This window comes from Ruegeria sp. CDSC081 (assembly GCF_059610485.1).
The window spans coordinates 478,376-491,949 of record NZ_JBXWNS010000001.1; the positions used below are offsets into that span (position 1 = coordinate 478,376).

General features: G+C 56.0%; 15 protein-coding genes and 1 tRNA gene. 7 read left to right on the forward strand and 9 right to left on the reverse strand.

Annotated features, from left to right (window positions below; genetic code table 11):
- Position 1: 1 nt before the first annotated feature.
- The 5 genes from AC2FH9_RS02380 to AC2FH9_RS02400 form a co-directional block, all read right to left on the reverse strand.
- Complete coding sequence (locus AC2FH9_RS02380; protein WP_496709303.1) at positions 2–985, reverse strand: glycosyltransferase family 2 protein; 984 nt, start codon at positions 983–985, stop codon at positions 2–4.
- Between the two features lie 266 nt (positions 986–1,251).
- On the reverse strand, positions 1,252–2,034 hold the full coding sequence (locus AC2FH9_RS02385) for a dimethylarginine dimethylaminohydrolase family protein (protein WP_496870636.1): 783 nt from the start codon (positions 2,032–2,034) through the stop codon (positions 1,252–1,254).
- 18 nt (positions 2,035–2,052) lie between these two features.
- Positions 2,053–3,648: a 5-guanidino-2-oxopentanoate decarboxylase gene (locus AC2FH9_RS02390; RefSeq protein ID WP_496870638.1), complete on the reverse strand. Its 1,596-nt coding sequence runs from the start codon at positions 3,646–3,648 to the stop codon at positions 2,053–2,055.
- Positions 3,645–4,832, reverse strand: coding sequence for a pyridoxal phosphate-dependent aminotransferase (locus AC2FH9_RS02395; RefSeq protein WP_496695078.1), 1,188 nt, complete (start codon positions 4,830–4,832; stop codon positions 3,645–3,647). The genes AC2FH9_RS02390 and AC2FH9_RS02395 overlap by 4 nt, the downstream gene beginning before the upstream one ends.
- Positions 4,829–5,479 carry a TetR/AcrR family transcriptional regulator gene (locus AC2FH9_RS02400; RefSeq protein WP_496695076.1) on the reverse strand — a complete coding sequence of 217 codons (651 nt, stop codon included), beginning with the start codon at positions 5,477–5,479 and terminating at the stop codon, positions 4,829–4,831. Before AC2FH9_RS02400 ends, AC2FH9_RS02395 begins: the two co-directional genes overlap by 4 nt.
- A 96-nt stretch (positions 5,480–5,575) precedes the next feature.
- Between AC2FH9_RS02400 and AC2FH9_RS02405 the strand changes: the two genes are divergently transcribed.
- The 4 genes from AC2FH9_RS02405 to AC2FH9_RS02420 are packed head-to-tail and all read left to right on the forward strand — an operon-like array spanning position 5,576 to position 8,688.
- The gene (locus tag AC2FH9_RS02405) at positions 5,576–6,352 is read left to right on the forward strand and encodes an ABC transporter ATP-binding protein (RefSeq protein ID WP_142634458.1); all 777 of its coding nucleotides are present in this window, start codon (positions 5,576–5,578) and stop codon (positions 6,350–6,352) included.
- A 31-nt stretch (positions 6,353–6,383) separates the two neighbouring features.
- Positions 6,384–7,157, forward strand: coding sequence for a transporter substrate-binding domain-containing protein (locus AC2FH9_RS02410; RefSeq protein WP_142634460.1), 774 nt, complete (start codon positions 6,384–6,386; stop codon positions 7,155–7,157).
- Positions 7,158–7,204: 47 nt separating this feature from the next.
- Positions 7,205–7,918: an ABC transporter permease gene (locus tag AC2FH9_RS02415; protein ID WP_496700431.1), complete on the forward strand. Its 714-nt coding sequence runs from the start codon at positions 7,205–7,207 to the stop codon at positions 7,916–7,918.
- Positions 7,918–8,688, forward strand: a complete 771-nt coding sequence (locus tag AC2FH9_RS02420; RefSeq protein WP_425471946.1) for an ABC transporter permease — start codon at positions 7,918–7,920, stop codon at positions 8,686–8,688. Before AC2FH9_RS02415 ends, AC2FH9_RS02420 begins: the two co-directional genes overlap by 1 nt.
- Positions 8,689–8,852: 164 nt before the next feature.
- Here AC2FH9_RS02420 and AC2FH9_RS02425 read toward each other — a convergent pair.
- Positions 8,853–8,939: transfer RNA gene (locus tag AC2FH9_RS02425), tRNA-Leu, on the reverse strand.
- A 142-nt stretch (positions 8,940–9,081) separates the two neighbouring features.
- Here AC2FH9_RS02425 and AC2FH9_RS02430 point away from each other — a divergent pair.
- Both AC2FH9_RS02430 and lipB read left to right on the forward strand, forming a co-directional pair.
- Positions 9,082–9,741, forward strand: coding sequence for a DsbA family oxidoreductase (locus tag AC2FH9_RS02430; RefSeq protein WP_496870639.1), 660 nt, complete (start codon positions 9,082–9,084; stop codon positions 9,739–9,741).
- 39 nt (positions 9,742–9,780) lie between these two features.
- A complete protein-coding gene (gene lipB, locus AC2FH9_RS02435) occupies positions 9,781–10,440 on the forward strand; it encodes a lipoyl(octanoyl) transferase LipB (RefSeq protein WP_496870640.1) in 660 nt (219 codons plus the stop codon).
- A gap of 292 nt (positions 10,441–10,732) precedes the next feature.
- On the opposite strand, the gene AC2FH9_RS02440 is transcribed toward lipB, so the two are convergent.
- Positions 10,733–11,659: a cation diffusion facilitator family transporter gene (locus tag AC2FH9_RS02440; RefSeq protein ID WP_142634468.1), complete on the reverse strand. Its 927-nt coding sequence runs from the start codon at positions 11,657–11,659 to the stop codon at positions 10,733–10,735.
- 81 nt (positions 11,660–11,740) lie between these two features.
- Here AC2FH9_RS02440 and AC2FH9_RS02445 point away from each other — a divergent pair, with 81 nt between their 5' ends.
- Positions 11,741–12,154: a MerR family transcriptional regulator gene (locus tag AC2FH9_RS02445; protein WP_496870641.1), complete on the forward strand. Its 414-nt coding sequence runs from the start codon at positions 11,741–11,743 to the stop codon at positions 12,152–12,154.
- A gap of 15 nt (positions 12,155–12,169) precedes the next feature.
- Here the strand turns inward: AC2FH9_RS02445 and AC2FH9_RS02450 are convergent, their stop codons facing one another.
- A complete protein-coding gene (locus tag AC2FH9_RS02450) occupies positions 12,170–12,589 on the reverse strand; it encodes an HIT family protein (protein WP_496678134.1) in 420 nt (139 codons plus the stop codon).
- A gap of 81 nt (positions 12,590–12,670) precedes the next feature.
- On the reverse strand, positions 12,671–13,426 hold the full coding sequence (locus AC2FH9_RS02455; protein ID WP_496870642.1) for a glutathione S-transferase family protein: 756 nt from the start codon (positions 13,424–13,426) through the stop codon (positions 12,671–12,673).
- Positions 13,427–13,574 lie beyond the last annotated feature (148 nt).

Sequence of the window (13,574 nt, forward strand, 5' to 3'; positions counted from 1 at the left end):
ATCAGACCAGATTTTCCGCAAGCCAGAGGCGGAAATCCACCCAGTCAGGCCGCAACTTGATCTCTGATATCTTGGCGCGATGCCAGTCACATGCCTTCGCGTGCAGGCGGCCGAGTTCTTCATCGGCTTTCAGTTCGGCCAGCAATGGGGCCGCGCGATGCGCTGCTGGCAGTATCGAGTGATCTGTTTCTTTGTTGGCATTCATGTCCTGCCAATAGGCTTGCCCTTGGTCTACGCGGATATGATTGGTCCGGCCCCGATCCCTTTTTACCAGAAACCCATCCAAAGACCGGACGGAATAGTGATGAATCCGCCCCAGCGAATGATCAAATTTCCGCCATGCGCGCCACCCAACCTTCTCGGACGGAAACAGCCTGCCACCGGCATCGGACCAAGCGATTTCGCTTTCTTTCCCTTCTTCGACCCCTTTCGGGCGATGCGGGCCGAACCGCGTAAATTTTCCGTTGTTACGAAACAGGGTTTTCAGACCATAGGCCCGGCCGGAATGATACGGGAATTCCTGATCCCCCATCGAAAAGGACTCGGTCACAGGTTTGTCTTCAAAGCTGATATTCCCCGAACTACCAAACAATTTCCACGCGAATGAGATCGCATCCACCGGCTTTCCGGCCCGCTGTTCGGTTTCTGCGATCAGCGCCGCAAAGCTGTTGTCACCGCAGCGGATGTTCCAGAATTCATCAACATCCAGACACATCAGCCAGTCGGCCTCTTTCACTTTGGGCTGACGCCGCGCGCGCCGTAGCATCTGATGCTGCGGGTTTCCCCCTTCTTTGACCTCGTTCGGGACATGTGTGGCAAGACCCAATTCCTGCAGCCTGCGGGCAATGGCATCCGTGCCGTCTTCACAGCTATTGGTGAAGATCACAAAGTGATCGACTCCCAGTGTTTTGTGGAATGCGACCCATTCCAGCATATAGGGGCCTTCGTTCTTCATCGTCGTGAATACGGTGAGCGCCTGAGACATGTATTTCCTGCCATAACTTCTTTGCCCAAGTCATACACAACCCGGCAAGCACGGGCGAGATGGGATTTGGGTGCAAAAGAAATACTGCGCGAAACTGGTGCAAAGCTACACCCACTGGGTAGGGATCATACTATTTCGAATGAATATCCAAGTGGTTGAAGCGGCTAACCTTAATCACGCCAAAATGCGCCCACTCTTTCTTTGGTTGCAGCAGGACGCATTTGGCTGGTTCAAGGTTAGTCGGTTCTGAATCGTCGTGAATCAGGTCAGAATCTCAGCGACAGACATGACATTCCGCCATCCAGTTTGGCGCATTCCACATTGTCGATTTCGACCACATCATAACCGTTCTGGCGCAACATCTCGGTGGTACGCGGGAAGCCGGCCGGAGCCAGGACAAATTGGTTGAACCGGATCGAGTTTGCAGCGGCTTCTTCGCCTTCTGCCACATGCAGAACCCGATATCCTTCGAAGCAGCCGGATGCGTCCAGCCGCTTCGTGGACAGGATGGTTTCCCCATCCAGCAACGAACAATCCGTTTTGAAGTGCAGCACGCCCGGTGGTGTAAAAACCTCGCGTACGGTGTGGCCCCAGTCGGAAACGATTTCGGTCAGCTCTGCGACACCGGCCGCATCAGTCCGATCTGACCGGCCAACCAAAATTTCGCGACCCGTTACCAGAATGTCCCCGCCTTCAATATGGCCGGGCCCAGCGATCTGCCGAACCTCGTCATAAACGCCGCGGATTGTCGGCTCCATCTCGGCCACCTCACCCATGCGGCTGGGTGCACCGGGGCGCATCATCACCGCACCCTGAGGAAGACACAGTGTGGTATCTTCGACAAAGACGGCATCCGGATACGTCTCAAGGGGAGCCAGTTCGATAACCTCTGCTCCGGTTTTCTTGAGGGTTTCGACATAATGCGCATGAGATGCAAGCATTCGGTCTAGGTCCGGTGTACCGATATCTTCGGCACGCAGACCATCGGTGATGGTCGCTGCTGGGCGACGAGTGATCGCACGAGAGAATTCATAGGTCGGGTCAGTCATTTTCGGTCTCACTTTTCATCAAGAGTGTGATTGATTGGGCGCGCGGATTTCAACAAGCCGCGGGCCATCTTGGGATTGCGCAGACGACAAAGCTTGGGCCACGTCCAAACGGTCGGGGCCAGTGCGCCAGAACGGCATGCCGCAAGATCGGGCGACGCTTTCAAAATCCGGCGGGGTCGGATCACATCCCAGCACGGTCACGCCGACCGCCTGCATTGATGTTGCGATTTCCTGATAACCGTGGTTGTTCCAGATCACGAAGGTGATCGGCAGTTTTTCATCAACGGCGCACATCAGCTCAGGAAGGCTGAACTGCGCCCCGCCGTCGCCTGCGATACAAATGACCGGAGCGTCAGGGTCCGCCAATGCAGCGCCGATCGCGGCGGGTATGCCATATCCAAGCGCTCCAAACCCGGTCGCGGCGTTAAACCACCCGCCGGGCCGATCATGATCGTAGTACAGGTTTCCTGCATAGATCGGATAAGCAGAATCGCCCACCATGATCGCGTTAGGGACTGCATCGCGCATGGCATTCAGCACATCCAGTAACGCCTGCATTTCTGGCCCGATTTCTTCGACCGCGTTCTGCCGCGAAGTAGCCGCGCGCGCGGCACCGTTTGCCGACTTGGGCGATGCGGCAAACCGATCCACAAGTTCGGCCGCTGCCATTGCCGCATCACCAACAATGGCGATGTCCGCTGCGTGGCGCTTCAGCTGATCGGGGCATAGGTCCACACAGATCAGGGATGGCATTTCAGCCATCGTGCCGGTGGCGTACATATCGTAGTCTGTCTGGCCCAGCTCAGTCCCCAAAGCCAGAACCACGTCGGACTGTTCGATCAAAGCACGCACTGAATTCAGGCTTGGGCTTGCAGGCACGCTCAACGGGTGATCATACATCAACCCGCGCGCATTCACGGTTTGAACAACCGGCGCGTCCAGCGCTTCGGCCAGCTGCCGGATCGACCTGCCCGCGCTGCGCGCACCGCCGCCGACCAGAATGACCGGCGCTTTTGCCAACCCCAGTAGCTTGGCAGCACGGTCAAGAAGCGCCGGATCAAGAGACTTATCGACGGGACCTTTCGCAGCATCGGTCGGACCAGCAAACTCGTCCCCCGCAACGTCTAGCGGGATTTCGATATGTGTTGGCCCTGGGCGACCGGATTGAAACGGGGCGAAGGCGCGGTCCAACGCGGCTGCTAGTTCAACTGACTTTTCAACTCGGTCCGATGACAGAGCGACTGTTCGCGCCATCGCTCGTTGATCCGGTAACTCATGCAAGTGACCAAGCCCTTTGCCAAGACTGGACAACGTGTTGACCCCAGACACAACCAGCATCGGAACGCTGTCTGCCCGAGCCTGCCCCATCGCCGTGAGTGTATTGGTCAGACCGGGGCCGGTAATCACAAAGGCCACGCCGGGCTTGCCGGATACTCTGGCATAACCATCAGCCATGAATCCTGCCCCCTGCTCGTGTCGTGGGGTGACATGGCGAATGCCCGATGCGGCCAGCCCGCGGTACAGTTCGACCGTATGCACGCCGGGGATGCCAAACACGGTATCCACATCGCGCCTGACCAGTTGATCAACCAGCGCCTCACCAATGCTTGTCATGCGTTTTCCAGTTGCAGTTGGGTCGCGTGGGCAACGATCCGGTCACAGGCTTCGGTAAAGATCGCGTCGTCCACCGTCAGCGCGATACGGACCCAGTTATCAACCGTGTCACCGAAAGACGGCCCCGGCATCACCGCGACTTTGCCATGTTCGAGCAGATGAAAGGCGTACTCGTTTCCATTCATCCCGGTGGCCGAGACATCAATCATCGCAAACATACCTGCCTGTGGAAGATGCACACGCAGATGTGTCTCGTTCGGCAGCCTGTCGTTCAGCATCCGGGCGCGGCGGGCGTACCGTTGTGCCATGCCTTCGGCCACGGATGATCCGTTGCGAATAGCCGTCTCGGTCATGTCGGCGATGAAGGGCTGATTTCCAAACAGCATGGTTTCCGACAGCGACAAAAGGCGCGCGGTAAACTCCTCGGGGCCAATGCACCAACCGCTGCGGAATCCGGGGGCGGCATGGGATTTTGATATCGACGAGACGACGATTACCCGATCCGCCAACTCGGACCGCGACAGGGGTGAGGTAAACACAGATCCGTCAAAGATCAGTTCTTCATAAACCTCATCAGAAATGATCCATAGATCATGCTCGATAGCCAGCTTGCCGATTGCGTCTATGTCTTCGCGTGTCAGGATCGACCCGGTAGGATTATGCGGTGTGGTTAACAAAAGCGCAGTGGTCTTCGCGGTAATCCTGTCCGCGATATCATCCGCAGAAATACGAAAACCGTTTTCCGGCCGCAATGGAACCGGCACAATATCCGCACCGCTTGCGCGTACCACACCTTGATAGGTTGCATACATCGGATCGCCCACCAGCACCTCGCAACCCGCCTCGGCCACGCCCATCAGGACGGTAAAAAGCGAGGTCTGGGTGCCTGGAAAACACAACACTTGATTATCCGTGATCGTGCGCCCGGATCTGGCCGAATAACGGTCGGCCAGTGCAGAGCGCAGTCCAGCCTCACCACGCCCATTGGAGTAGTTGGTACGCCCGGCGCGCAAAGCGTCCACAGCGCTTTCCACCAGTTCGGTAGGCGTTGGCACATCCGGCTCGCCAATGGTCAATTCGATGATATCCTGCCCCTGCTCGACAAGTTCCTTGGCCTTGAGATAAACTTCCCATTTGGCGCCACCCAGGCCGGCAAGGCGTTCGGTAATCGCTGTTTTCTTCATGTCTGCCTCTGCTCAAGATCCGTCAATTCAACACCGATAATTGCCCCAACCGAAGCAAGCCCAATCTCGGGCAGCTCATCCGGCTCAAAGGCGTATGGCAGGGCGCCGCCCTCCATCCACAAGCCGTCGACCACGGCGTTGCATGCGATAGCCAACCTGCGCAGTTCCGTCGGGCTGGCTGGTATGCCTACCTCGTTCAGCGCATCTGCAATGAGTGATTCCAAGCGGTCACGAAAATCCCGATATGTCTGTTCGTGGATCGCTTGCATTTTGTCGTCCGCCAGAACTTTGTTCAAAAAGCCCGCCCATAGGGACACTGACCCCGGATCGACCACCGGATGGGTCAGCCCGGTCGTTACAAACGTCGCCAGCCGCAATCTGGCTGTGCTATAATCTCCGTCTGCAGGGGCCGACGTCATATCCGTCAGCCGCCGCATATGAAAGTCATAAGCTGCTGTAATTAAATCTTCTTTCGAAGAAAAATAGTGCCGGATCAGACCCTGAGTTACACTGGCCCGCTCGGCAATCGCCCGAACAGTCGCACCTTGCAAACCTTGCTCGGCGATCAAAGACAGCGTGGCCTGGATCAACGCCTCTTTGCGCTGCTCCGCGGGTTCTCGCTTGAATTTTGTTGCGTGATCCGACATCTATCTTTCCAGAAATTATAATTATACAGTTGCATAATTGTAGGGATTTGCTAAAGCTGCAAGTAAAAAAACGGTTGAGAGGGATGAAACTGCAAAATGAACGCTGACCCAGAAACCACGCCGGATGAAGCCATTCGGGTCACAGACTTGCACAAGTCTTTTGGCTCGCTCGAAGTTCTCAAAGGCGTTTCACTTACTGCCCATCAGGGTGATGTCGTCGCCATCATCGGAGGCAGTGGTTCGGGGAAATCCACGTTCCTTCGCTGTATCAATTTCCTTGAAACGCCCAGTTCCGGAGAAATCGTCGTAAACGGCGAGCCGATTGAGATGCGCCCGGATGGCACGCCTAAGGACCGGCGTCAGCTGGAACGCATCCGCACCCGACTGGCAATGGTGTTTCAGGCCTTCAACCTTTGGACCCACCGCACGTTGCTGGAAAATGTCATCGAGGTGCCCGTTCACGTGCTGAAAGTGCCGCGGGACGAGGCGATCAAGCGCGCACACCAGTTGCTGGAGCGCGTCGGGCTTGGCGACAAGGCGGATACCTTCCCTTCCTTTCTGTCAGGCGGTCAGCAACAGCGCGCTGCGATTGCGCGTGCTCTTGCCGTTGATCCCAGCGTAATGTTGTTTGACGAGCCAACCAGCGCGTTAGATCCAGAACTTGTTGGTGAAGTACTGACCGTAATTCGCGATCTGGCGGCCGAGGGCCGAACCATGTTGCTGGTCACGCATGAGATGAAGTTTGCGCGCGAGGTTGCGACCCATGTTGTGTATCTTTTCGAAGGAAAGATCGAGGAACAGGGGCCACCCGACGAACTTTTCGACAATCCAAAATCCGCAAGGCTGCAACAATTCCTAAAATCAGTCGGCTGAACAAACAAAATATCAAACAGGGAGAATATCAATGAAAAACAAAAAGCTAATCGTGGCCGCTTTGGCTGCTGCTGTGCTTTCGGCTGGAACGGCTGGCGCAGATGAAGTCAAGATCGGGATCGCCGCCGAGCCTTATCCGCCGTTCGCATCGCTGGATGCCTCTGGCAAATGGGTCGGTTGGGAGATCGAGGTTATTGATGCGGTCTGTGCCGCCGCCGAGCTTGAGTGTGTGATCACTCCGGTTGCGTGGGACGGTATCATCCCCTCGCTGACCGGTCAGCAGATTGATGCCCTGATGGCGTCGATGTCGATCACCGAAGAGCGCATGAAAACGATCGACTTCAGCGACCCTTACTACAACACTCCGGCCGTTATCGTCGCCGACAAGTCGATGGACATTGAACCGACACCAGAATCTCTGGCCGGTAAGATCATCGGTATTCAGGCGTCCACGATCCATCAGGCCTATGCCAACGAGCATTTCAAGGATGCGGCAGAAATCCGGGTGTATCAGACTCAGGACGAGGCAAATCAGGATCTGTTCGCCGGCCGTATCGACGCGACCCAAGCCGACAGCATCGCCATGGCGGATTTCGTCTCATCTGACACCGGTGCCTGCTGTGAAATCAAAGGCGCGGTCGAAAATGACGTCTCGATCCTAGGTCGCGGCGTCGGCGCGGGTGTCCGCAAGGGCGATGACGCGCTGCGTGAAAAGCTGAATGCAGGTATCGCGGCAATTCTTGCCGACGGCACGCATGACGAAATCACCTCGCGCTATTTCACAGCCAGCATCTATAGCGAGTAAGGTTCGCCGTGGAAGCTATCCTCGAAAGCCTGGGTTTGGCCCAAAGCATGGAGTTGCTTGCCCTTAGTCCTCCGGGATGGGGCGGCAACCTTCTGCGTGGCCTCTCTAACTCGTTGCAGATCGCTTTTGGAGCGTTCGGTTTCGGGTTGATCATCGGGCTTTTCGGGGCCTATGGAAAACTATATGGCGGGCCGGTCACACGTGACCTGCTCGGCATATATACGACTGTAATGCGCGCCGTGCCTGAACTGGTGCTGATCCTGATCCTGTATTACGTCGGGACCGACCTGATCAATCAGGCCGCGCAGGCAATGGGGTATGACCGCGTCGAAATCAGCGGCGTCGTTGCCGGCATCTGGGTTTTGGGCATCGTTCAGGGCGCCTATGCGACCGAGGTTCTCAGGGGCGCAATCAAAGCGGTTCCCACCGGACAGATCGAAGCCGCCCGCGCCTATGGCATGCCCTCGCTGCTGCTGATGCGGCGGGTGACAATTCCCGCGATGATGTCTTTTGCCACGCCTGGATTGGCCAATCTGTGGCTCATTGCAACTAAAGATACGGCCCTGCTGGCCATTGTCGGCTTTAGCGAATTGACGCTGGAGACCCGTCAGGCCGCGGCCAGCACCCGCGCCTATTTCACCTTCTTCCTTGCTGCAGGTGCCTTGTACTTGATCGTCACGCTTTGTTCCGGTGTCGTGTTCGCGCGTATCGAGAAATGGGCCCGTCGTGGGCAGCCTTCGTTGAAGGGAGGAAGCCGATAATGGACTGGCGAGCACTCATGCAGCCGCATCGGATCGTGCTGATGGCACTTTTTGCTGCTTTCGTTATCTGGTGCGCCGTCTCACTGCGCTGGGATTGGATTCCAACCTATGCGCCCCTGGCACTTGAAGGTCTGTGGAGAACCATCTGGCTGTTGGCCGTCACCTGTGTGCTTGGGTTCTTGCTGGCTGTTCCGCTGGGCCTCGCTCAGGCGATTGGGCCCTGGTATCTGTCGGCACCGGCGCGGGTGTTCTGCACGATCATTCGTGGCACGCCCATCCTTTTGCAGATCTGGCTGCTATACTATGGGCTTGGATCGCTTTTCCCTCAGATTCCATGGATACGCGGCAGCGAGCTGTGGCCCTATCTGCGACAGGCTTGGCCCTATGCGGTTCTGGCCCTGACCTTGTCGTACGCAGGCTACGAGGGCGAAATCATGCGCGGTGCCTTTGCCAGCGTTAAGAAGGGTCAACTCGAAGCGGCGCAATCCTTTGGCATGCCTCGGTTTACCATGTTCCGCAGGATCTGGCTGCCTCAGGCCATTCGCAGCGTGCTGCCGACACTAGGCGGTGAGACGATCCTACAGCTGAAAGCAACCCCGCTGGTGGCGACGATAACAGTGGTTGAGATCTACGCTGTGTCGTCAAGAATTCGGGCGGACACCTTTGTTGTCTATGAGCCGCTGCTGCTGTTGGCACTGATCTATCTGATCATTGCAGGCATTATCACACTGATCTTCCGCCGTATTGAGCTGCAGGTCCCTGCCCGGTAACGCAACGCCGGACACCTAAGAAACCTGACACCTGGTCAGAATCCTGGCTGCCAGCGCCTTTACCTTGCTTAACAGCGGGCGGCTGGCGACCGGCTTTGACACGTCGACAGAACGCACCGAAGGCGTCGCGAATTTCGGCCTAAAAAGAATGAAATCCAATGACTTGGTGCGGTCGAGAAGACTCGAACTTCCACGGGTGTTACCCCACAGCGACCTCAACGCTGCGCGTCTACCAATTCCGCCACGACCGCACTGTTAGTGACTTGGTAGTGGGGCGTATAGACCTTGATGATCAAGATGTGAAGAGGCAAAAATCACGTTGGTTTGAATTCCCATTCGGCGCTCTTATCTTTAACAGGTTGTCGTCCAAATGACCCCGTCAGGAGCCCCGCCATGACCTCGCCCGACCCTCGCCCCATCGTTCAGATCGACATAGTCTCGGATGTGGTTTGCCCCTGGTGCATTGTTGGATTCCGGCAGTTGGATCTGGCGCTCAAACAGCAAAATATCCTGGCAAAGCTGCGCTGGCATCCGTTCGAATTGAACCCAAACATGGCGCCCGAGGGTCAGAACCTGCGTGAGCACATTGCCGAGAAATACGGCTCCTCGACGGAACAAAGCCAAGCGATGCGAGATCGATTGACGCAAATCGGGGCTGACTTGGGCTTTACCTTCGCCTTTGATGAAGAAAGTCGCATCGTAAACACATTTGCTGCACATCAGCTTCTTGACTGGGCCGAGGCTCAGGGTCGCCAGCATCCACTGAAACTGGCCTTGTTCGAGGCCTATTTCACCAAGCAAATGGACGTTTCGAATATTGAAGTTCTGCTTGAGGCCGCGGAAACTGCCGGTCTGGATCGGAATGCTGCGCGCAGGGTGCTTGAATCGGGTGCTCATGCCGCGCCGGTTCGAGAGAAGCAGCAATACTGGACCAGCCGTGGCATTTCCGGCGTGCCCTCAATGGTGTTTGGCGGAAAGTATCTGCTGACCGGAGCGCAGGGGGCGGACACCTATGCGCAGGTCCTGCAGCGCTGTTTGACCGAAGCGGCCTAGGCCCTTTCCATCCATGCAACCAGCCGCTAAGGAGCCGACATGGAATGGAAGATTACTGACGGATTGACCGACTATGATGAGGCCATCGCCTTTATGGAGGCGCGCGTGGCCGATATCGCGGCGGGTGAGGCGGATGAGTGTATCTGGCTACTTGAGCACCCTGCCCTGTACACAGCGGGCACTTCAGCCAAGGTCGAAGACCTGAAAGACCCGGACAGATTTCCAGTCTATACGTCAAAACGCGGTGGTGAATACACCTATCATGGTCCGGGGCAGCGCATTGCTTATGTCATGCTGGACCTGAACAAACGCGGCAGGGATGTGCGCAAGTTTGTAAAGCAGCTTGAGAATTGGGTGATCGCAGCTTTGGCCGAGTTCAACGTGACCGGGCAAATCCGCGACGGCCGTGTTGGTGTCTGGGTGCAACGGGATGACAAGCCGCTGACGCCAGCAGGCGAAAAAGCCGAGGACAAAGTCGCGGCGATCGGCCTGCGATTGCGTAAATGGGTCAGCTTTCACGGCATCTCGATCAATGTCGAACCGGATTTGAGCCATTTCTCTGGGATCGTACCCTGCGGCATCTCGAACCATGGCGTGACTTCTCTGGTCGATCTGGGTCTTCCGGTCGCGATGGATGATGTGGACAACGCGCTTAGAAAAACCTTCGCTGAGGTTTTTGGGCCCGCGGGGGCGGAATAACTCGGATCACGAATCGAAAAACAGCCCGGCACCGACTACAATCCTGCCGTCAGATCCGCTCTGTTTCAAAATTTGGAAACAATTCCCGATTGGTCCGTCTGGTTTCCGACGGAATCTAGTTAAATTTCACAAATATGAATACTTGGGTCCCATTAACGCCTAGTATGGATTTACCGTTCTAGAGTGAGTGGTGTGTTAAGCCGGTGATCGCAGGTATCCCCTGGGAAAACAGGTAAGTGTTTTGGTTACGAGTCTGCCGTTCCGACCCCAAATCGGAACGGCAATTTCTTTTTTAGTGCTCGTGTTTGTCATGTCCAAACCGGGCCAGATGGCCACAAACCTCTTCCCCACTTTCAATTTCAAGCGTTGCATGGCCGATCCCGAACTGATCCTGCAGCGCATTCTTGATGGTTGTGGAAAGCCACCTGGCATCTTCGTCTGCGTGGCTGGTCGCAACCACATGTGCAGTCAGGGCAGGTTCATGCTCCTGCATACTCCACAGATGAACGTGATGGACCGAAACAACGCCCTCGGTGGCCTCGATCATCGAAGCGACCTCTTCTGGGTCAAGGTCGGATGGTGCACCCAACATCAAGACGTGAATGGTTTCGCCAATTTCAGATTTCACATGCCAAAGGATGTAGACCGAGATCAGAATGGTTACGGCGGGATCCACCCATGTCCAGTTGAACACGATGACCATGGTCCCGGCGACGATCACTGCCAACGAGCCCAATGCATCTGCCACATTGTGCAGAAAGGCCGCCCTGATATTCATACTGTCCTTTGCCATCGAATAGGTCAGTGCAGCCGTGATCAGATCGACGATCAGGGCCAGCGCTGCGATCCAGACGACAATCCAGCCATTCACCGGTTCGGGCTCGATAAACCGCATGACACCTTCGTACATCAGATAAACGGCAAGAACGACAAGAGTGGTGTAGTTAACAAGAGCGGCCACAACCTCTGCCCGACCATAACCAAAGCTCATCCGTGGATCTGCCGGGCGTCGCGCAATCTTACGAGCGAAAAACGCGATGATCAGCGCGATGGCATCTGAAAAATTATGCAAGGCATCTGCGATCAAGGCCAGTGAGCCAGACAAAATGCCCCCCACTATTTGTGCAAGCGTCAATACCATATTGACGCCGATCGCTCCGACCACCCTCCGGTCACCGGCATTCGGATCAATGTGAGAGTGGGTGTGGTTATGTGACATGGCAGATCAGATCCTTGTTTTGAACTGCCATCTTATGTAATTCCTCTAGTCACTAGAGGTTCAAGAGGCAAAAAGCACAAAATGTACTCAATCGGAGATTTGTCGCGGCAAACCGGGGTCAAGGTGCCCACGATCCGTTTCTATGAGGAAAAAGGCTTGTTGGCCAAACCGTATCGGACGGCGGGCAATCAGCGCAGATATGACGAGACTGCTCTGAAACGCCTCCAATTTATCCGCCACTCGCGTGATCTGGGCCTGCCTTTGCCGGATGTCGAGGCGTTGCTTTCTTTGGAAGGGGCGCAGGGGGCGGATCTGGACCATGTTCATGAAATCGCGGATCGTCAGCTGACTGAACTGCGCAACCGGATAACATTGCTGCGCAGCCTTGAGGCCGAACTGGAACGCATCACAGCCGCCTGTGACGGCACCCACGACCATGTATGTGAAGTGCTGAACGCGTTTGGCGACCGTAGCAAATGCCTTGGATCGCACTGATCCTGTAGCGGGTGATCAGGCCAGCGCGTCTTTGATTTTACCGGCGTTTTTAGCGATCAGGTCAAAATCACCCATATTGCCCGGCGGTCGCATCGAAACGCCTTCGTGCCGCGGCAGAACGTGGAAATGCAGATGAAACACTTCTTGCCCACCTGCAGCCTCGTTGAACTGTTGGATGGTGACACCATCCGCACCAAACGCCGCTTTCACCGCCTGCGCCATCTTCTGAACCGTTGAGATCACAGAAGCAAGCTGTTCTGGGCTGGCATCCAGCACGTTGCGACAAGGCGTTTTCGGGATCACCAGCAGATGCCCGTCCGTGCGCGGCATGATGTCCATGAAGGCCAGTGTGTCGTCGTCTTCATAGACCCGGTTTGCAGGGATTTCACCACGCAGGATCTTGGCGAAAATGTTATCGGGATCATAGGCAGACATACTCGGCCTCCGTTTGGACGTTTTTCATGAGGTGTTTGTGCGGTGCCGCACCTTGGCGGTCAAGACGCAATGCACATGCGATCAGAGCGACAAAGGTGTTTCCAGAAAATCGCGGTATACCCTGTCCCGATGCAACAGCAAACCTGCCGAAAGAGTATCCCGTACAGGATCGGATATATGCTCGAAAACCCTTCGGGTACTCAGCCGCATAGCACACAACTCTTCCGGCAACGGTGCGAACAAAGCCATGAAGGCAGCGCAATAGATATCTGCTGCAGTGAGCGTGTTGCCAAACAGAAAATCACCACTTTCTGCGAGCTTGCTACTGACGCGTTTCAATATTCCATCAGCGCGACCGGCAGCCATTTCACCTGCTTCTGTATCATAACCGTATTTCTTGCCAAGATAGTCGGCAATCTTGGGATGGAACCCACCTTCTTGGCCTCGCATACCAGCATGGATTTTCTGAAGCCGCCTTTGCCAGCCCAATCCATTGGGGGCCGCCAGTAAGTCAATGAAGGCGAGAATGTCGGGCGCCATTGATGCTGGCAACAAATCTGGTTCAGGCGCGATTCGTTGTGCCAAGGCGACAATATCGGCCGTTTCGGAAAGCGGTGCCTCATCTTTCCAGAACACAACCGGTGCGCTGTCCGTTTGCGCCCAGATGGTCTGCGTCCGGTCCTGATGGTCCAGATAAACTGGCAGCCAAGGCAGACGTTTTACGTGAAGAATACTCTTTGCGGCTTCGCTCCAAGGGCTTGGCACACCTCCGACAACGATCATGCGTAGCCCGGTGGCCGCCTGAGCCTTTTCGGTCGTCACGTAGTTCAGAACCATCCGGTCTCCTCCATTTGCCGAAAGTTGTGCTCTTTTTCGAAGCCCTGCAACCGGCACCCGCGACAATTAATCTTGATCCAGATCAAACTCGACCATTGAAGGTCGCCCCCACGCAATCTAAAACCAGCAGGAATCCCGCGCGTTGGAG

Excerpts from the sequence above, each read along its gene's own strand:
- AC2FH9_RS02415 (WP_496700431.1), top strand. The coding sequence starts at position 7,205 with ATGGAGTTGCTTGCCCTTAGTCCTCCGGGATGGGGCGGCAACCTTCTG.
- AC2FH9_RS02390 (WP_496870638.1), bottom strand. The coding sequence starts at position 3,648 with ATGACAAGCATTGGTGAGGCGCTGGTTGATCAACTGGTCAGGCGCGAT.
- AC2FH9_RS02445 (WP_496870641.1), top strand. The coding sequence starts at position 11,741 with ATGTACTCAATCGGAGATTTGTCGCGGCAAACCGGGGTCAAGGTGCCC.
- AC2FH9_RS02385 (WP_496870636.1), bottom strand. The coding sequence starts at position 2,034 with ATGACTGACCCGACCTATGAATTCTCTCGTGCGATCACTCGTCGCCCA.
- AC2FH9_RS02380 (WP_496709303.1), bottom strand. The coding sequence starts at position 985 with ATGTCTCAGGCGCTCACCGTATTCACGACGATGAAGAACGAAGGCCCC.
- lipB (WP_496870640.1), top strand. The coding sequence starts at position 9,781 with ATGGAATGGAAGATTACTGACGGATTGACCGACTATGATGAGGCCATC.
- AC2FH9_RS02405 (WP_142634458.1), top strand. The coding sequence starts at position 5,576 with ATGAACGCTGACCCAGAAACCACGCCGGATGAAGCCATTCGGGTCACA.
- AC2FH9_RS02410 (WP_142634460.1), top strand. The coding sequence starts at position 6,384 with ATGAAAAACAAAAAGCTAATCGTGGCCGCTTTGGCTGCTGCTGTGCTT.
- AC2FH9_RS02450 (WP_496678134.1), bottom strand. The coding sequence starts at position 12,589 with ATGTCTGCCTATGATCCCGATAACATTTTCGCCAAGATCCTGCGTGGT.
- AC2FH9_RS02395 (WP_496695078.1), bottom strand. The coding sequence starts at position 4,832 with ATGAAGAAAACAGCGATTACCGAACGCCTTGCCGGCCTGGGTGGCGCC.
- AC2FH9_RS02455 (WP_496870642.1), bottom strand. The coding sequence starts at position 13,426 with ATGGTTCTGAACTACGTGACGACCGAAAAGGCTCAGGCGGCCACCGGG.
- AC2FH9_RS02430 (WP_496870639.1), top strand. The coding sequence starts at position 9,082 with ATGACCTCGCCCGACCCTCGCCCCATCGTTCAGATCGACATAGTCTCG.
- AC2FH9_RS02400 (WP_496695076.1), bottom strand. The coding sequence starts at position 5,479 with ATGTCGGATCACGCAACAAAATTCAAGCGAGAACCCGCGGAGCAGCGC.
- AC2FH9_RS02420 (WP_425471946.1), top strand. The coding sequence starts at position 7,918 with ATGGACTGGCGAGCACTCATGCAGCCGCATCGGATCGTGCTGATGGCA.
- AC2FH9_RS02440 (WP_142634468.1), bottom strand. The coding sequence starts at position 11,659 with ATGTCACATAACCACACCCACTCTCACATTGATCCGAATGCCGGTGAC.